Genomic DNA, 16,454 nt, shown 5'->3' on the forward strand with positions numbered 1-16,454 from the left:
CCCCGCGCATTGACAACGTGTAACCAAACAATATATTGGTCACACATTATCCATTGGCGCTGCGAGGAAAATATGCGGCCTTTGACCTTGATCCTGCCTGCCCTTGGCGCCCCTCTGCTGCTGGCCGGTTGCTCCGTCGGCCCCCGCTATGACCGGCCTGTCTCCGCCCTGCCCCCCGCCTTTCACGGCGAGGCCGCCGTGGCCGCGCGCCATGGTTCAGCCCAAGATGGTTCGGCCCCAACCGCCGATCTGGCCGACTGGTGGCGCTCGTTCAACGATCCGCTGTTGACCAGGCTTGTCGAACGGGGGCTGGCGCAAAATCTCGACCTGCAGCAGGCCGCAGCCCGTGTGTTTCAAGCCCGCGCCGCGCTTAAAAATGCCAATGCCGCTCTGCTCCCTTCCGCGCAGGTCAGCGGACAGGCGGGGGAAACCTATCAATCGCTGCAAACGCCCATCGGCCGGATCGGCAGCGCCTTTCCGGGGTTCCAGCGCTCCAGCGAAACCTATGAGGTTGATCTGGGCGCAAGCTGGGAAATCGACCTGTTCGGGGGCCGCGATGCCGCGCGCGATGCCGCGCGGGCGGATTGGCAGGCCAGTGAAGCGGGCGCGGTGGCGGTGCGCCTGTCGGTCGCGGCGCAGATTGCCGATACCTATGTCACGATCCGGATGCTTCAGGCGCGGCTCGATGTCGCCCGCGCCCAGCTTGATACACAGCAGCGCCTTGTCGATCTGGTCGCCCTGCAATATCGCAAGGGCGTCGCGGCCGAATTACAGTTGCGGCAGGCCGAAGGCGCACTGGCACAGGTGCGCGGTTCGATCCCCGCGCTTGGCAATCAACTGGACATGGCGATGAACGCGCTCGACGTGCTGATCGGCGCCCAGCCCGGATCGACCCGCACCGAATTGACGGCGCAGGCCCCCATCCCCGCCCCGCCTGCGGTGGCCACGGCGGGCGGCCCTGCCGCCTTGCTGCGCCGCCGCCCCGACATTATCGCGGCGGAAAGGACACTGGCTGCCTCCAACGCGCGGATCGGGGTGGCAGTGGCCGAATATTACCCGAAATTTTCGCTCAGCGGGCTGGTAGGCAGCGCCACCACCACCACAGGCGGCCTGTTCACCGGCGGTGCGACACAGGCCAATGGTGTGATGGGCCTGCGCTGGCGGCTGTTCGATTTTGGCCGGGTGGATGCCGAGATCCGCGCGGCCAAGGGGCGCAACACTGAGGCGTTGGCCGCCTATCGCCTTGCCGTCCTGCGGGCGTCTCAGGATGTCGAGGATGCTCTCTCGACGCTTGTGCAGCAGGAGGCGCGCGCAACATCTCTCCACGATGGCGAAGCCTCGCTGACGAAGGCACGCGATGCCTCGATGGCGGCCTATAAGGGCGGGATGGTCAGCCTGATCGAGGTGCTCGATGCCGACCGGCGCCTGCTGGAAACCAGCGATGGCGCGATACAGGCGCGGGCGGCGGCCACGCGCGGCGCCATCGCCTCCTTCCGCGCGCTGGGCGGCGGATGGAACCCGCCCGCCACCGCACAATGACGCGCCACACCGAAGACACGAGCATGACCAAATCACCAACTGGCCTTGAACAGGTGCAGGCCCTGCTGGCCAAGGGAAAACAGCCGCCGCTGGGCGAGAAGCTGGGCATCGCGCTGGTTGAGGCCGATCATGGCCATTGCGTCTTTGAGGCGACGCCCGACGGCAGCGCCTATAATCCGATGGGCACTGTGCATGGCGGCTTTATCGCCACCATGCTGGACAGTGCCTGCGGCATTGCCGCCCACACAGGGCTGCGGCCCGGTTACGGCTATACCACGCTGGAGCTGAAAGTGTCCTATCTGCGCCCGCTTCATGCCGACAGCGGGACGGTAAGGGCCACCGGGCGCCTGCTCTCGATGGGGCGGCGGGCCGGTTTCGCCGAGGCAAGCCTGCACAATGCCGACGGGCAATTATGCGCCACCGCAACGTCCACCCTGCTGGTTTTTGAACAGAAATAGCGCGCGAAGAGCGCCGGGGGCAAACATGCCTGCTTGCCTCCCCGCGCTCTCCTTCACCAATGCCGCACCCGCGATCAGTGACGCAGCATCCACCGGTCGCGTTCGGCGGTGATGTCCTCGGCCGAATAGGACGGCGCGCTTTCGTCAAACCGCGTCCAGCCGGAGCCTTCATACAGACGGCGGCGCTCGACCGCATCGACAGAGCCGGAATCGGCCAGCACCCGCTGTGCGGTCTGCGCCATATCATCGGGCACCTTGGCGCTGACCAGCGTGCCGCCGCGCCGGACACTTTCGGCGTAGAATTCGGCCTCCTCGCGGCTGACGCCCGCGTTGGAAAGCGCCCCGACAATGCCCCCGGCGCCCGCGCCGATCACGCCGCCCGCCACCGCGCCCGCCGCCGCGCTGGCCAGCCAACCGGCCGCCACGACCGGTCCGATGCCCGGAATCGCCAGCAGGCCCAGCCCGGCCAGCACGCCCCCGGTCGCCCCCAGAATGCCGCCGAATGAACCGGCCGCCGCCGCATCACGGCCTGCGGCCTGCGCGGCGGTCATATCCTCGGGTTCGCGCAGGTCGGCCGGGGCGCCCTTGACGCCATGGGCGGCAAACCGGTGCGAAACCAGGCTGATATCGCTCTCGGGAATACCGGCAAGTTCAAGGTCGCGCACGGCGTTCTCGGCCTGCTCGAAACTGTCGTAAAGTCGGGTGACGATCGTGCTCATGGTCAATCCTCTCTCATCGCGTCAAAGGTTGGGGGTTATCGGTGCGCAACATTGCCCTTGTAATCGAGGGCCACATGGACGGGCTGTCCGTCGAGCTGGGCGCGGGCCTGCCACAGGCCGTCCTTGTCCAGCTTCAACTGGTCGACACGATTATAGCCCGCCTTTTCCAGCCGTGTCCGGGCCTCGCCCTCGGTGAAGGAATTGCGCCCCTTGCTCAGTTGGCCCCATGTGATCGCATCGGGCGATTTGACGGCCGGATTGGCGGGAGCATGGTCGCTGGCGGCGGGCTTCTGGCCGCTCTGTGCAAGGGCATGCGTGCCCAAGGCCATACTCATGATCAGCGCGAACGAAGTCATTATCCTGTGGGTCATGTCTCGATCTCCTGCTTTGTTCAGGAGAAAGAGCAGCCAAGGGCCAATGTTCCATCCGGCCGCGTTCCGATGCGCGCGCGACGCAAACAGTTGGTCCGATTTTGCGGCATGCGGGGAACCGGGCCGCGCGCTGGCCGTCTCCATCATACTGTCTTGCGCAGGAAGCGGGCGGGCGCCAATGCCGGATCTCTCCCGCGCCCGTCCGCTTCATCCGCCATCCCGGCAATGAGGAAAGGACATGTCATGACCCAATACAGGATCGGCTATCTGATAGGCAGTCTGGCCACGGCCTCGATCAACCGCAAACTGGCCAAGGCGCTGGTAAGGCTGGCGCCGCCCGAACTGGTCTGCACCGAAATTCCCATCCGCGATCTGCCGCTTTACAGCTATGACCATGACGCCGATTTTCCCCCGGCGGCGCGGGCGTTCAAAGAGGCGCTTGAACAGGTTGATGCGGTGCTGTTTGTCACGCCCGAGTATAACCGTTCGGTTCCCGGCGGGCTGAAAAATGCCATCGACTGGGCCAGTCGTCCCTTTGGCCGGAATTCCTTTACCCACAAGCCCGGCGCCATCATCGGCACCTCGCCGGGCGAAATCCGCAGCGCCATCGCCCAGCAGCACCTGCGCGCCATTCTGGCCTCCTGCGATTGTCCGCAAATGAACGCGCCCGAGGCCTATATCCATTTCACGCCGGGGCTGATTTCCGACGACGGCGAGGTCAACGATGTGCGGTGCAAGGAATTCCTGCGCCGCTATATGCAGGCCTATGCCGGGTTTGTGGCGCAGATGGCTTCGCTGCGGTCATAGGGCGTTCCGCTCGCCGTGCGGGATGGGCGCTTCCCCGCAATCGGCCCGGAAAGCGGCAAGCCAACACGGAACATGCCCGCCCGCCCCCGCTTTCATCCATACCGAGACGGAAAAAAGGAGCTGTACCATGGGTGAGATCAAGGACCGGGCCAAGGGCTTTATGGACGAAACCATCGGCAAGACCAAGCGCGCGATCGGCGAGGCGGTCGACCGCCCCGATATCGAGGCCGAAGGCGACATTCAGGAAGCCAAGGGCGACGCCGAAAAGGCCAAGGCCCGCCTCGAAAGCAAGCTGAAGCCCTGAAGAACACCGGGCCGGTTGTCCGTCGCGCAATCGATAGAGCGATGGCGGCGGGAACCGAAACTGTCGGGATCGGACCTTTGGGTCCGGTCCCGATTTTTGTTGGGCGGCCATCCCGCCATAAAAAGCGCGCCGGTCATGGCAGCCTCATCGCTAGGACCGGCGCGCTTCCCCTGCGGATGTCTCGACAGACGTTGTCTGAACAGACAGAGCCTCAGGATAGATCCGCTTTGACCATGATCGATGTGAACCAATGATTTAAATGGTCGATTAACATCCGGGCAATGATAGCAGGATGACAGGGACGAACCGGACACTCCCGGCCCGAAACGGCTGAACGGCAAAATGCCCCGTTTCATCATATTCGCACGGAACATCCCCCGGCCCCGCCTATTACGCTGGGGATCGCGTGGACCGGGCCGACAAAGCCCGCCCAAAGGACCTGTTGGACCCATGTTGGTACAATTCCCTCCGGCTGACACCTTCGACTTTTGGGCTCGCCCACGAGCCACGGGCCACGCGGTCACTTAGCCAACCAGCAAGCCCGGAGAGATGACATGACCTCCCACCCCCTGGCCTATTATCATCCCCGCTCGGTCGAACCGCTGCGTCCGCCCAACCCCTTCCTTTCGTTTTACCGGCAGGCGAACCGGATGTTCGAGGACATCTTTCGCGAATTTGACGAGGCGCGCGAAGCCTTGGGAGGAACCTTTACCCCCAATGTGGACGTCACCCAGGACGATCACCAGATCCGCATCACGGCCGAATTGCCCGGTATCCGCGAAGAAGACATTGATGTGTCCATCAAAAACGACCTGCTGACGATCCGCGCCGAAAAACGGGTCGAACAGGATGGCGCGGGTGAAAACCGTCAGGTCAAGGAACGCGCCTTCGGCAAATTCGAGCGGACCTTCCGCCTGCCCGAAGCGGTCGAGCCCGACCGGATCCGCGCCCATTTCACACATGGGCATCATCCTGCACGGGGCCGACCAGGAAAAAGGCGAACGCAAGATCGCCATCGACCCCAGCCCCGCCCCGGCCAACCGGCCCGAGGCAAATGCCAAACAGCCCCAATCCGGAAAGGACCGATCATGAAAACCTGTGAATGCATGACGCGCGAGGTGCGGATCATGGACCCGGCCGAGACGCTTCAGGACGCCGCCCGCATGATGATGGATATCGATGCGGGTTTTCTTCCCGTCGGCGAGAATGACCGGATCGTCGGGATCATCACCGATCGCGACATCGCCATCCGGGGCGTGGGCAAGGGAATGGCCCCCGACACCAGAATCCGCGATGTCATGAGCAAGGACGTGCGCTATTGCTATGAGGACGAAGAGGTCGAGCAGATCCTCTACAATATGGGCGAGCAGCAGATCCGGCGCCTGCCCGTGGTTGACCGTGACAAGCGGCTGGTGGGCGTGATCTCGATCACCGATCTGGCCGCCGGCGGCGAGATCGCACGTTCGGGGGCCGCGCTGCGCGAGATCACCCGGTCGAGCGGCCTGCATTCACAAGGGGACAGCACAAGGCCATGAAGGCGCAGAGCCCGGCGGGCGCAGCCGCGCCCGCCGGATGCATCAGCTCATCACCGCCATAATGTCGCTCAACGATCCCAGCGCAAAGCCCACGGCGATATCGGAAATGCCATAGGGCAGCAGCAATTGGTTGCCCCCCGTCAACATCCCGCCGCAACTGTAAACCACATTGGGCACATAGCCCGCGCGGTCGGCATTTTCCGCCGTCAGGATGGGTTCGGCGGAACGGGCGATCACCTTGCTGGGATCATCCCGGTCCAGCAGGCAGCAGCCCAGCGCGTATTTGCGCATCGCCCCCACCCCATGCGTGATCACCAGCCAGCCTTCGGGCGTCAGGATCGGGCTGCCGCAATTGCCGATCTGGATGAACTCCCACGGAAAGCGGGGCTCCATCAGCAGGATGCCTTCATCATCCCATGTATCCACCCAGTTGGAACGCAGGAGATAGAGGTTCTTGCCGTCCTGTCGGCCGATCATGCAATATTGCCCGCCGATCTTTTCCGGAAACAGCGCCATGCCCTTGTTGCGCCCGGCGCGCCCCTGAATAGGGGTCAGCTGAAACTGGCGGAAATCGCGTGTGCGCAACAATTCCGACCGGATCGAGCGGCCCGAATAGGCGGTATAGGTGCCCAACCATTCGAAATCGCCGTCGCCATGGTCCATCCGCACCAGCCGCAGGTCCTCCAGACCATTGGCCTGCTGCTCGGTGATGGGAAAGATCACCGTGTTCGACAGCGTGCTTTCCGGGTGGCACTGGACCGTGACGGTGCAATTGGCATCGTTGCGGGCGCATGCATCGGTGCGCTGGACGCTCGTGGCAAAGGCGGATTCCGGCCAGAGCAGGAAACGCCCGTCCGGCTCGATGATCCCCTCGCGAAAGGCGATCGAGCTGATATGCCCCTCGCCCACCGCGCGCAGCGACAGGATGAAGCGCATGGCCCCGTCCTCCATGCCCGACTGGTTGGGGCTGGGCACGATGGACGGGTTCATCAGCGCCGCCGCCGCATAGGTATATTCATGGCAGAAGAAGGCGCCGATCAGACGGCACCGTGCTTCCGACAATCCATGACCGTCCAGATGCAGGCTTTCGGCCACTTCGCGATAGCGCGCCTCGAACAGATGCTCGGTCTGCCAATGGCGATTGCCAAAGTCGCGGATCACCACATCATATTCATGGGCCACCTGCTCCTCGCTCAGGCCCATGACATCGCACACAAGGCGCAGCGCACGCCCCTCGGGCGCGTTGGTCGCCTGCCAGCCTAAGTGAAACGGCCTCAGCACCACCCGGGACGGGTCGGCGTGAAGTCTTTGTTCAAGTATGCGCAGCGGACTGCGGGCGAGACTATCCGATGGAGTTTCCAAGATCGGTTCCAGCTTTAGCATAAGGCCTTGCTTCCCGGTTCATTGCGGCAAGTGCGTAATGGCTCAGTTGAAACGCGAGGATGGATTCCGCGCCGCTGTTTTCATTGCGGCCACGCGGCGTCACACCATCGCAGCAGCGTCCGCTGGCAATATCTGCCATCACCACGCCGCGGTCATTCGCGCCAAAAAACCACTGATAGGCCTGATGGGCCTGACGGACCCACATCTCGTCGCCCGAGGCCATCCAGGCCGCGCGCGCCGCCTCGATGGCCGCCTGCGCCTCCAGCGGTTGCTGGTCGAACGGCTTCCAACCCCCATGCTGATCGAAACTTTCCGATCCCACCGGGCGAAAGAAACCTTGGGCCGACGTCTGGCAATCCATGATCCATGCCAGCGTTTCCAGCCCGGTGTCGATCCAGTCCTGCCGCCCCATCATCAGCCCCCCTTCGATCAGGGCCTGACACAGGCGCGGATTGTCATAGGCCAGCCCCGGCTCGAACCAGAGCCATCCGGGCCGACGAAACATCGAGACAAGACGGGTCAGGGATTCGCACGTCTCCACAACCAGTTCACCCGCCAGCGCATTCGACCATCCGCTGCGCAGCAGGGCGCAGCAGCCCAGCGTGCTGAAGGCAAGCGCGCGCGGGGAATCCAGATCCGTCATGCGCGGGATCATCTCGTCCAGCAGGCGCCCGGCCCACATCCGCAATTCCCCAATGGGGCTCTGTTCGCAGGTGTGGCCCAGAGCCCATAGGGCGCGCCCGTTGGAATCCTGCGACCCGATGGTTTCGCACCATTCCCGGTCAAAGCGCATGAAGTTGCGAAAGCGCCCGGCATCCGGGTTCCACGCATGAAAGAGGAAACCGCCGTAGATGCCGCTCCACCGCATCCGCTCGGCCTCGGGCAGGCCCCGGGCCACATTCATCAGCATCAGTGCGCGGGCGTTGTCATCGGTGCAATAGCCATGGCGACGGTCGGGCACCGGGCCGACGGCATGCTGCAACATGCCGGTGGCATCGCTCATGTTCCATACGGCCGCCAGTTCGGGCACCACGGTGGGCTCCACCCGCTGCGGGCGCGCGGCCAGAGTGTTGCGGACGAGATGCGCGCTGGCCCTTGCGAAATGGGGCCATGTGGTGCGCCGCCCGCGTTCATAGGCCCGGCGCTGCAATTCCAGCAGGCGCTGCGGGCTGGAAAGCAGATCATTGACCGCCTCGGCAATCGCATCGGGCGCGTTGGGCTCGATCAGGCACCCCACCCCATCGGCCAGCAATTCGCGCGCATGGACATAGGGGGTCGAAACCACCGCCTTGCCCAAGGCCACGGCATAGCTGAGCGTGCCGGATGTCGATTGGTCCAGACCGGGATAGGGACTGAGATAGATGTCGCAGCATTCGAGCTGTTCGAGCAGATCCTCGATGGCCAGAAAGCGGTTTTCCCATAAGATCGCGTGGGAAACGCCCAAAGCCTCGGCCTGCGCCATCAGCCCCTGACGATAGCTCTCGCCGTCGCGCGCGACCAGCACCGGATGTGTGGCGCCCACGATGCGATAGACCGTTTCGGGATGTTTGCGCAAAATGGCGGGCATGGCCGCGATGGCGGTTTCCAGCCCCTTGCCCGGCCCCAGCAGGCCAAAGGTGGTCAGCACTTTCCTGCCCGCCAGCCCCATGCGCTGCTTGGCCTTTTGGGCGGTGCGGAAAGGGCGATCGGGCGCGCCATGCTCGATCACTTCGATGATGCCGCCCGGCGCGCGATAGGTGGACATCAGCAATTGCCGCCCCTGCTGCGACATCACCATGATGCGCGAGCAACGGCTGAGCAAATGCTCCATCACCGCGCGCTGTCCCGGCGAGGGTTTGGCCAGCACGGTATGGAATGTGATCAGCACCGGCGCGGCCAGCCTGTCGACCAGTTCGGCAATCAGCGCCCCGTCGGTCCCGCCGAAAATGCCGAATTCATGCTGAATCCACACCACATCGACCTTGCTGTCATTGATGGCGCGGGCCGCACGCAGATAATCTTCGCGCCTTTGCGCGCCAATGACATGGACATCCGCAGCATAGACCAGCCCGGAATCCGGCCCGTCCAGGGCATAGACGTCAATGTCGACCCCGCCTGCGTGGCGCATCAACTGTTCGCGCACATCGGCGGAAAAGGTGGCTATGCCGCAGCTGCGCGGCGCATAGGTGCCCACAAGCGCCACGCGAAGGCGTCTGGCCCCCAGCGCATGACGCAGCATGAAAGGGACAACTTCGTGGTTGGCGCCCTGTTCGCCCAAAGATGGTGTGCCGGAATTTTCCTCGCCCATCGCAGATACCTCTTCCCTGTCAGGAGTTCAAATGGGCCGGCAACGGAAATGTTCCATCACAGCGCAAACAACAATTGGAGAGGCAGAAGTCGGGCGCACCCGTCACCTGTGGTCCCCTCACCCGCGGCCGATCCACCAGATCAGCCCCATGCCGATGATCGCCAGCGCCATACTGACCATCAATATGTAGCGCACGATATGGGGGGTTGATCCGGCGCGCACCTTGTTCGTTTCGATGATTACCGGTTCGCCATCCTCTTTCATGATCATTCTCCTGATGCTCCGCCAGAGCGGCGATCAGGGCGGATTGTCCGTCGCAATCGGCATTCGCCCTTTGGCGCATGAGAGGCTCGTATGGCGGGCTTACGCCGCAGCATCCGGCCTGTTCCCATCCCCGGCCTCCTGGCTGAGGCCAGCTGTGCAATATTCGGGACATGCGCCCCGAATTCTGCCGAACATCCCTTTGGGCCAGGTCTTTCTTTTCAGAACGAACCCAACAACCCGCTACGGAGATGCTGTCATGCGATGGATTAACACGGCTCTGAGTATCGTTGGCCTTTACGCCCTCTATCACTGGCTCCGGCCCAACGCGCAGAAGGCCCCCGCCGCCTTTGCCCCGGGCGAGGAAGCGCCCGAGAATTTCGTGCAGGTCCGCAATGCCGGGCCCGACGCGATGCGTTCGCCCCATGACGATTGGGACAAGGTCGATCAGGCCTCCGACGAAAGTTTTCCGGCCAGCGATGCCAGCGCGAAATATTGACGCGCATGAATAAACCGGCGCCGTCCGCCCGCGCGGGCGGCGTTGTGTTGCACCGGCCGCATGGCCGGCCATCCCCGCCCATTCGCTTTTGCCAGATCCGACCAGCAGCCCGACCAACAGCAAAGAGGGCCGGCTCCCAAAGGAACCGGCCCGATTGGTGAGCGCCGCCATATCAGCGACGATTTTCCCAGCCGCGCCTTGCCGCCTCGGAATGCCCGCGCGGATCGCCCGACCATCCGCCATGACGGCCCCGGTGATCATCATCGCGATCATCGCGCACGCCGCGTGAGGAATAGCTGCGATCATCGTGATCGCGCGAACGGGAACGCCCGTAGTCGCGATCATCATAATCCTGACGGCGCGAGGATCCCCGCTCATCCCAGCCCCGGCGCGAAGCTTCCGAATGGCCTTCGGAATCGCCGAACCACCCGCCGTGGCTGCGGCCCTGACGGCCCGAATCGCGGTCGTCATCCTCATCGCGCCGATAGCGCTGTTCGCCGCGACGGCCATAATCGCCATCGCCATTGTCATCCCGGCCCGATCCGCGACCGCGGCTGACGAAACGCCCTTCCTCGTCGCGCGGCCGTTCATTGCCGCGGCGCGATGAGCGATGGTCATCCTCGTCATGGCTGACAAAGCGGCCGCGGTCGTCGCGATCTCGGTCGCGATATTGCTGATAACTAGCCATTTCCTTCTCCTTCGTGTAACGGGATTGACCCCGTTCTTCTTCGTCGCGCCGGCTCTGGCGCGGTTCATCCCGGCGGGAGCCTTGCTGGGCAAAGCGACCGAGGGATATGGGGGGTGGGGCCGAAAACGGTCCGGCATCCTCAAGCTGCCTGCGTCTTTCCTTTATCCGCCGGGCCAGATCGGGCGTGTCGATCCCGCAGGCCTGCGCCTTTTGGAAAATGCCGCCCGATTGCTCTTCTTCGCAGACATGGTGGCGCACCTGTTCAGCCAGCACGCGGAATTTCGCATCGCGATAGGGGTCGTCGGTCCGGCCATGCAGCAGGTCGCCGATCAGGATCTTGACGCTGTCATGCTCAACCTGGGCCTCATCGAGCGGATCTTCTTCGGAGAAGTGCTCGCGGCAGGCGGGATAGAAGATTTCTTCTTCAAGGATCGTGTGAATGATCAGCGCCTGCGACGCCCGTTCGATGATGTCACGCCGGCGATTTTCGTCGACATCGTCATATTGCGCGAATAGCTTTTCAACGGCGCGATGGTCGGCCATCAGCAGCGCGCTGACGGCTCCTGCGGATTGGGGCTGCGCTTTCTTCTTCGCTTCCTCGTCGCCGCCTCGGGCCTGACCGGATGCGGAGGAAGCCTTGGCGGCGGCCTGCGCATTCTCTTCCTTGTCGGGACGTGGGCCTTCTGCCGGGTCCTGCGCCGTATTGGCATTGGGCTGCTTGCGACCGGCGTTCTGCGCCTTGGTCGCCTCGGCGGTCTTGCCGGCTTCCGATTGTTCGGGCGTGCTGGTAGCCATCAGGCTCTCCTCCTTTTGGATCTGGCGGATCCGGAACCGGCAGAGGTTTTTTGCTCTGCCGTTGTGGGGGAGAACAGCGCGGGATCGGGTTCGATCCGCGATGCTTGCACAGGTTAGCATGATCCTTTCGCGCCCGCCCGAAAGTCAATGCACCGGCAATTAGGCACGGCTGAACGCCTGTTTTGCCCCTTCTTAACATATGTGAATCCGCGCGTGATATTTCGCGTCCACACAGCAATCCGAACGATGTGCCTTGCCGGGACAGATGTTTCAGGAGGCAGACAATCCGACAACTGAGACGATCCAAAGTCTAAGCCAGTCCGATCATCTCCCTTCTGAAATATTTCTTCGACTTGTCGCAGGATGATCTTTGCCCCGGTTCTGAGGCTGACATCTTTTCATCAGGAAACATCTTCAGGCACGGGGGTGCTGATCATGATCTCGACAACTGCGGAAATGACGCGCGCGCGCTATGAAATCCGCCGCCACAAGCATCTGGCGCGTCGCCACGAACACACCGACCGGCTCTTTCGCATAGAGGACGGCTGGGCGTGCCAATATCGCCTGCTGCCCGACGGGCGACGGCAGATCATCGCCCTGTTCCTGCCCGGCGATTATTGCGAGGCGCAATGGGTGCTCACGGGTCAGGCCAACTGGCCGATTGTGGCCCTGACCGACATGTTCGTGACGGAAATCCCGTTTCACGACATCCGCGCCCGTCATGCCGCCCATAATTCCCAGGAACCCGATGGCATGAAGAGCCTGCTCGGATCGATCATGCACACATTGAAGAGCCATGAGAAATGGATCGTCAATCTGGGCCGGATGAGCGCCACCGAGCGGATCTGCGCGCTGCTGCATGATCTGGTCGAGCGTCTGCGGCCCAGCGGCAAGGTGGTTTCCAACCATTGCCCGATGCCGCTGACGCAATATGATCTGGCCGATATCGTCGGCATCTCTTCGGTTCACGTCAACCGCGTGCTCCAGATGCTGCGCGGCGAAGGGGTGATTTCGCTGGAGGCCGGGCGCCTGGCCCTGCTCAATCCGGTGGAATTGCGCAGGCTGGGGGGCCCGGCTCATGTTTGACGGATCAAAAGGGCATCTGCAGATAGCTGGGGCGAAACCCGCAGGCCTGGGCCAGACGGAGCGGATCGGGAATCTCGATGAATTGCTCGCGCCACTGGATCAGGTCGGCGCGGCGCATCTGTTTGATCACGCGGTTGACATGCACCGTGCTGACCCCCGCCGCCTCGGCCAGGTCGATCTGGGTCAGCGGACAGAAATATCCGCTGCCCTCGGTCATGCCCACGGCCTTGAGCCGCAGGTATAATTCGCAGATCAGACAGCCGATCCGCTCCGGCGCGGCGCGCGCCCCCAGATTGACGGTCCATTCGCGCTGTATGGCCAGCGAGATCTGGGCGTCCATCGCCAGAGCCCGCCGAATATTGATCGATTCCTGTTCGATGGCATCGAGCTGTTCGGGGTGGACCATCGCGCAATGCAGATCATCAATCGCCGCGATCGAATGGTCCAGCCGCATTGTCATGATCGCCTGTGGGATGCACAGATCACCGGGCAAAAGAAAGCCGACGATCTGACGTCGGCCATTCTCCAAAATTTTGTACCGCGCAGCCCAGCCTTCCATGACGATCTTGACAAAGGTCGGACGGGTGCCTTCGCGGATCATATCCTGCCCCGCCCCGACAAACAACGTCTGCGATCTGAGCATATAGGCGAGCAATTGTTCATCACGGTCGGTAAGATCGACAAAATGCCCAAGTTTGCGGCCCATCATCGAACGCATCGCATCACCCTAACTGGCAAAGACCGGGCGCCGGGTTGCCGGCCCCGGCACTCCGGCCCCGAAAATCCCGGCCCCGACACTCCGGCCCCGAAAATCTCGGCCCCGATACCCAGGCGTGGAATCAGGCGTCGCCGCCCAATGCGATGACATCCGGGCCACCCTTTTGCTGCCCCTGATCGGCCGATCCGTGCCGGTCGGCCAGAGACTCTCCGCCTTCCTCTTCCTCCAGCAAGGCGGCATTGGCCGCATTGGCCGAGAGCCGGACGCGCTGCCCCTCCACCGCCGCGACCAGCCCGACCGAGATATAGTGATGATGGCCGCCCGAACCCTGCGAGGGGGCCGCCCCCTCCTGCCCCGCATGGGATCCGCTGTCCGCCAGCGTCAGCTTGATCCGCTTGCCTTCAACCCGGTCGACCGTGCCAAGATGAACCCCATCGGCGCCCACGATTTCCATATGTTCCCTGATTGTGCTGAGATCGGTCATGTCCTTCTCCTTCACTGTTTGCCCTCGGCCTATTGCGAGGGATTGTTCAGCAGACGGCGATGACGAGCGGCCGTGGCAATTTCATGGGCCTCCATCATCTGCTTGAAACTGCGCAAAATTCGTCTGACATGCGCGCGGACCTGACGGTTCAGATGCGATGTCATGATCCTGCCGAGACTGCGCGCGGACAAGGTAAAGGCCAATGTCACGCGCACCACCGCCCCGCGCAGGCCGCCGTCCAGAAAATCGATCCGGCCGCCGCTCTCGACATCCCCGCCCTGCTCGGACTGCCAGAAAAGAGTGCTTCCCGTCCGGTCCTCGCTGATGGCGGACACCCAGGTGGCGGCGGCGCCTGTCGGCCCGATGATGGTCCAGCGCACCCGGTCATCCTCCAACGGAACGATCGAGGCCATCGGCCCCACCAGCAAAGCCACATTGTTCGGATCGCGCCAGAAAGCGTAAAGTTCCCCGGCGGAGCGGGCAATCGTCACCGTTTCGGCGAAAAGCTCGCGGTCCGGCTCTATATCGCGCGAGGACGTGACGGGGGCGTCATCCTTTTCAAAGGCGGGCGTCACGCGCCATCCCCCTGCTTGCCCAGCTTGTCCAGCTCGTCCAGATGCTTTTGCACCACTGGCGCGATACCGGCGGCGACCGTCTTGAGCGCGGCTGTATCGCCATCGGAGGCGTAATGCTTGTGCAGGTCAAGCGCGTCGGTGTGAATGCTGCGCTGGCTGGCCAGATAGAGTTCATCCACATGGGCCGCATCGGCCGCCTTGATCCCGTCCAGCTTCTGTTGCTGATCGGGCGAAAGCGTGGTCGATCCGGCGGCGATCTTGAGCTTGTCGGCGGCGGCCTGCAATTTGCGGCTCGATTCCTGATGCGCCGATACCATCATCTTGGCAAAAGAGCGGACCGCCGGGTTCTTGCTGGTCTTGAGCAAAGCCTGCGAGGATTCGATCTCGAAACTGTCGCCTGCCGCCGCCTTGTCGAGATAGCCGCGCGCATCCGAAGGCTGAAGCGTCAGATGCGGCAGCGTGATATCGGGCGCGGCGGCGGTGGTGGCCTCATTGTCGACGGCCGGATTGCCATTGTCCGCCTTGTTGTTGCAGGCACCCAGCGCCAGAACAGAGGCGATCATCAAGAGACGGTATTTCATGGATTTTCTCCTTTCCGACAGAATGCGTTCGGCCCATTTCCGTCCGGTGGAAAACCATCGGTTTCCACATTGACCCAAAGGCGCAGCCCCGCCGCGCCTCTCGATCAGGACGCAGAATTGCCCTCCATGCTCAGCACCACCTTGGTCACTTCATTGCGGGCATAGTGATACTGGAGATAGGCATCGGCGGCCTGCTCCAGGCCAAACCGGTGACTGACAAGGAAAGTGCAGTCGATCCTCCGGTCGAGGACCAGCCGGAGCAATTCGGGCAGATAGCGCTGAACATCGCTCTGGCCGCTGCGCAGGGTCAGCCCCTTGCGCATCACGGCCCCCAGCGGGAATTTGTCGACCATTCCGCCATAGCATCCCGGCATCGAGATCCGCCCGCCCTTGCGGCAGGCCATGATCGCCTGATGAATGACATGCGATTGATCCAGCGCGGGAAAAACCGAGCTGTTGACCGGATCGGCAATCACCTCGAAAAAAGTGCCATGCGCATTCATGCCCACCGCATCAATGCAGGCATCAGGACCGATGCCGCCGGTCATGTCGGTCAGCGCTCCATGAACATCGGTATGGCTGAAATTGACCGCCTCGGCGCCAAGGCCGCGCGCCAGTTCCAGCCGGTGCGCATGATGATCGACCGCGATCACCCGTTCCGCCCCCAGCAGAAACGCCGCCCGCACCGTACAAAGCCCGACCGGGCCGCAGCCCCAGACCGCAATCGTGTCGCCCGGTTCGATGGCGGCATTGCGCGCGGCCTGCCATCCGGCGGGCAAAGTGTCGGCCAGCAAAAGCAGGCTTTCATCCGCCACATCCTCGGGCACCCCGATCGGGCCGAAGTCGGAAAAGGGCACGCGCACATATTCGGCCTGTCCGCCCGAATAGCCGCCGCCCATCTGCCCATGCCCGAACCGGGCCGAGGTGGGCATGCCATAGATCAGGCTGGCAAAATCCTGGTTTTCGGGGGGATTGCCATTGTCGCAGGCCGAATATTGCTGCTTCGCGCAGTGATAGCAGCCCCCGCAGGCAATAGTTGAGGGCACAACCACCCGCTGTCCGCGCCGCAGCGTGGAGGCCGCGCCCACTTCGACCACCTCGCCCATAAATTCGTGACCAAGGATGTCTCCGGCGCCCATGGCGGGAAACAGGCCGTCGTAGATATGCAGATCCGATCCGCAAATGGCCGAGGAAGTGACCCGGATGATCGCATCGCGCGGATTGACGATCCCGGGATCCTCCACCGTCTCGACGCGGACATCGCGTTTGCCATGCCAGGTCAGCGCACGCATGATCGGTCCTCCTGTCGGCCCGCCCCGGCATGTCGCGCCGTCACGGGCATGTCGCGAAGGGGAAACATCGCG

The 16,454-nt window shown here is 63.2% G+C and carries 19 protein-coding genes and 1 pseudogene; 9 read left to right on the plus strand and 11 right to left on the minus strand.

The features are described 5' to 3' along the window. Positions 1–72 precede the first annotated feature (72 nt). A complete protein-coding gene (locus BGP00_RS06755) occupies positions 73–1,539 on the plus strand; it encodes an efflux transporter outer membrane subunit (RefSeq protein ID WP_292689863.1) in 1,467 nt (488 codons plus the stop codon). Positions 1,540–1,562: 23 nt separating this feature from the next. After that, positions 1,563–1,997, plus strand: a complete 435-nt coding sequence (locus BGP00_RS06760) for a PaaI family thioesterase (protein WP_292689862.1) — start codon at positions 1,563–1,565, stop codon at positions 1,995–1,997. A gap of 74 nt (positions 1,998–2,071) precedes the next feature. On the opposite strand, the gene BGP00_RS06765 is transcribed toward BGP00_RS06760, so the two are convergent. After that, positions 2,072–2,716, minus strand: coding sequence for a hypothetical protein (locus BGP00_RS06765; RefSeq protein WP_168604797.1), 645 nt, complete (start codon positions 2,714–2,716; stop codon positions 2,072–2,074). Between the two features lie 35 nt (positions 2,717–2,751). Then, complete coding sequence (locus BGP00_RS06770) at positions 2,752–3,087, minus strand: PepSY domain-containing protein (protein ID WP_168604798.1); 336 nt, start codon at positions 3,085–3,087, stop codon at positions 2,752–2,754. Between the two features lie 243 nt (positions 3,088–3,330). On the opposite strand from BGP00_RS06770, the gene BGP00_RS06775 reads away from it, so the two are divergent. The 5 genes and pseudogenes from BGP00_RS06775 to BGP00_RS06795 all read left to right on the plus strand — a co-directional run bounded on the left by BGP00_RS06775 (position 3,331) and on the right by BGP00_RS06795 (position 5,733). Next, positions 3,331–3,894 (plus strand): NADPH-dependent FMN reductase, encoded by a 564-nt coding sequence (locus BGP00_RS06775; protein WP_292689860.1) that lies wholly within the window; start codon positions 3,331–3,333, stop codon positions 3,892–3,894. 127 nt (positions 3,895–4,021) lie between these two features. Next, entirely contained in the window at positions 4,022–4,198 is a 177-nt protein-coding gene (locus BGP00_RS06780) for a CsbD family protein (protein ID WP_168604800.1), read from the plus strand. A 650-nt stretch (positions 4,199–4,848) separates the two neighbouring features. Beyond that, positions 4,849–5,103, plus strand: a pseudogene (locus BGP00_RS25375) (Hsp20/alpha crystallin family protein); the annotation flags it as partial. 55 nt (positions 5,104–5,158) lie between these two features. Continuing rightward, positions 5,159–5,290: a hypothetical protein gene (locus tag BGP00_RS06790; RefSeq protein ID WP_292689856.1), complete on the plus strand. Its 132-nt coding sequence runs from the start codon at positions 5,159–5,161 to the stop codon at positions 5,288–5,290. Continuing rightward, positions 5,287–5,733 carry a CBS domain-containing protein gene (locus tag BGP00_RS06795; RefSeq protein WP_168604802.1) on the plus strand — a complete coding sequence of 149 codons (447 nt, stop codon included), beginning with the start codon at positions 5,287–5,289 and terminating at the stop codon, positions 5,731–5,733. The genes BGP00_RS06790 and BGP00_RS06795 overlap by 4 nt, the downstream gene beginning before the upstream one ends. Positions 5,734–5,775: 42 nt before the next feature. Here BGP00_RS06795 and BGP00_RS06800 read toward each other — a convergent pair whose 3' ends face one another. From BGP00_RS06800 to BGP00_RS06810, 3 genes are all read right to left on the minus strand, one after another. After that, positions 5,776–7,095 carry a glycoside hydrolase family 130 protein gene (locus tag BGP00_RS06800; protein ID WP_292689853.1) on the minus strand — a complete coding sequence of 440 codons (1,320 nt, stop codon included), beginning with the start codon at positions 7,093–7,095 and terminating at the stop codon, positions 5,776–5,778. Next, positions 7,076–9,403: a glycosyltransferase family 4 protein gene (locus BGP00_RS06805; RefSeq protein WP_292689851.1), complete on the minus strand. Its 2,328-nt coding sequence runs from the start codon at positions 9,401–9,403 to the stop codon at positions 7,076–7,078. Before BGP00_RS06805 ends, BGP00_RS06800 begins: the two co-directional genes overlap by 20 nt. A gap of 117 nt (positions 9,404–9,520) precedes the next feature. Then, positions 9,521–9,667 carry a hypothetical protein gene (locus BGP00_RS06810; protein ID WP_168604805.1) on the minus strand — a complete coding sequence of 49 codons (147 nt, stop codon included), beginning with the start codon at positions 9,665–9,667 and terminating at the stop codon, positions 9,521–9,523. 256 nt (positions 9,668–9,923) lie between these two features. On the opposite strand from BGP00_RS06810, the gene BGP00_RS06815 reads away from it, so the two are divergent. Continuing rightward, on the plus strand, positions 9,924–10,163 hold the full coding sequence (locus tag BGP00_RS06815) for a hypothetical protein (RefSeq protein WP_168604806.1): 240 nt from the start codon (positions 9,924–9,926) through the stop codon (positions 10,161–10,163). A 172-nt stretch (positions 10,164–10,335) separates the two neighbouring features. Here the strand turns inward: BGP00_RS06815 and BGP00_RS06820 are convergent, their stop codons facing one another. Then, positions 10,336–11,646, minus strand: coding sequence for a hemerythrin domain-containing protein (locus BGP00_RS06820; RefSeq protein WP_292689848.1), 1,311 nt, complete (start codon positions 11,644–11,646; stop codon positions 10,336–10,338). A gap of 435 nt (positions 11,647–12,081) precedes the next feature. On the opposite strand from BGP00_RS06820, the gene BGP00_RS06825 reads away from it, so the two are divergent. Further along, positions 12,082–12,732, plus strand: coding sequence for a Crp/Fnr family transcriptional regulator (locus tag BGP00_RS06825; protein WP_168604808.1), 651 nt, complete (start codon positions 12,082–12,084; stop codon positions 12,730–12,732). A 4-nt stretch (positions 12,733–12,736) separates the two neighbouring features. On the opposite strand, the gene BGP00_RS06830 is transcribed toward BGP00_RS06825, so the two are convergent. The 5 genes from BGP00_RS06830 to BGP00_RS06850 form a co-directional block, all read right to left on the minus strand. Further along, positions 12,737–13,450, minus strand: coding sequence for a Crp/Fnr family transcriptional regulator (locus BGP00_RS06830; protein ID WP_168604809.1), 714 nt, complete (start codon positions 13,448–13,450; stop codon positions 12,737–12,739). Between the two features lie 121 nt (positions 13,451–13,571). Further along, positions 13,572–13,934: a DUF2171 domain-containing protein gene (locus BGP00_RS06835; RefSeq protein ID WP_292689845.1), complete on the minus strand. Its 363-nt coding sequence runs from the start codon at positions 13,932–13,934 to the stop codon at positions 13,572–13,574. 29 nt (positions 13,935–13,963) lie between these two features. Beyond that, a complete protein-coding gene (locus BGP00_RS06840) occupies positions 13,964–14,509 on the minus strand; it encodes a cyclase (protein WP_292689844.1) in 546 nt (181 codons plus the stop codon). Next, positions 14,506–15,090 (minus strand): DUF4142 domain-containing protein, encoded by a 585-nt coding sequence (locus tag BGP00_RS06845; RefSeq protein WP_292689843.1) that lies wholly within the window; start codon positions 15,088–15,090, stop codon positions 14,506–14,508. Before BGP00_RS06845 ends, BGP00_RS06840 begins: the two co-directional genes overlap by 4 nt. A 104-nt stretch (positions 15,091–15,194) precedes the next feature. Beyond that, on the minus strand, positions 15,195–16,382 hold the full coding sequence (locus tag BGP00_RS06850; protein ID WP_168604813.1) for a zinc-dependent alcohol dehydrogenase: 1,188 nt from the start codon (positions 16,380–16,382) through the stop codon (positions 15,195–15,197). Between the last annotated feature and the right edge of the window lie 72 nt (positions 16,383–16,454).

The sequence above is a fragment of the Novosphingobium sp. 63-713 genome, assembly GCF_001898925.1.
Classification (GTDB): Bacteria; Pseudomonadota; Alphaproteobacteria; order Sphingomonadales; family Sphingomonadaceae; genus Novosphingobium.

Excerpts from the sequence above, each read along its gene's own strand:
- BGP00_RS06755 (WP_292689863.1), top strand. The coding sequence starts at position 73 with ATGCGGCCTTTGACCTTGATCCTGCCTGCCCTTGGCGCCCCTCTGCTG.
- BGP00_RS06760 (WP_292689862.1), top strand. The coding sequence starts at position 1,563 with ATGACCAAATCACCAACTGGCCTTGAACAGGTGCAGGCCCTGCTGGCC.
- BGP00_RS06765 (WP_168604797.1), bottom strand. The coding sequence starts at position 2,716 with ATGAGCACGATCGTCACCCGACTTTACGACAGTTTCGAGCAGGCCGAG.
- BGP00_RS06770 (WP_168604798.1), bottom strand. The coding sequence starts at position 3,087 with ATGACCCACAGGATAATGACTTCGTTCGCGCTGATCATGAGTATGGCC.
- BGP00_RS06775 (WP_292689860.1), top strand. The coding sequence starts at position 3,331 with ATGACCCAATACAGGATCGGCTATCTGATAGGCAGTCTGGCCACGGCC.
- BGP00_RS06780 (WP_168604800.1), top strand. The coding sequence starts at position 4,022 with ATGGGTGAGATCAAGGACCGGGCCAAGGGCTTTATGGACGAAACCATC.
- BGP00_RS06790 (WP_292689856.1), top strand. The coding sequence starts at position 5,159 with ATGGGCATCATCCTGCACGGGGCCGACCAGGAAAAAGGCGAACGCAAG.
- BGP00_RS06795 (WP_168604802.1), top strand. The coding sequence starts at position 5,287 with ATGAAAACCTGTGAATGCATGACGCGCGAGGTGCGGATCATGGACCCG.
- BGP00_RS06805 (WP_292689851.1), bottom strand. The coding sequence starts at position 9,403 with ATGGGCGAGGAAAATTCCGGCACACCATCTTTGGGCGAACAGGGCGCC.
- BGP00_RS06810 (WP_168604805.1), bottom strand. The coding sequence starts at position 9,667 with ATGAAAGAGGATGGCGAACCGGTAATCATCGAAACGAACAAGGTGCGC.
- BGP00_RS06815 (WP_168604806.1), top strand. The coding sequence starts at position 9,924 with ATGCGATGGATTAACACGGCTCTGAGTATCGTTGGCCTTTACGCCCTC.
- BGP00_RS06820 (WP_292689848.1), bottom strand. The coding sequence starts at position 11,646 with ATGGCTACCAGCACGCCCGAACAATCGGAAGCCGGCAAGACCGCCGAG.
- BGP00_RS06825 (WP_168604808.1), top strand. The coding sequence starts at position 12,082 with ATGATCTCGACAACTGCGGAAATGACGCGCGCGCGCTATGAAATCCGC.
- BGP00_RS06830 (WP_168604809.1), bottom strand. The coding sequence starts at position 13,450 with ATGCGTTCGATGATGGGCCGCAAACTTGGGCATTTTGTCGATCTTACC.
- BGP00_RS06835 (WP_292689845.1), bottom strand. The coding sequence starts at position 13,934 with ATGACCGATCTCAGCACAATCAGGGAACATATGGAAATCGTGGGCGCC.
- BGP00_RS06845 (WP_292689843.1), bottom strand. The coding sequence starts at position 15,090 with ATGAAATACCGTCTCTTGATGATCGCCTCTGTTCTGGCGCTGGGTGCC.
- BGP00_RS06850 (WP_168604813.1), bottom strand. The coding sequence starts at position 16,382 with ATGCGTGCGCTGACCTGGCATGGCAAACGCGATGTCCGCGTCGAGACG.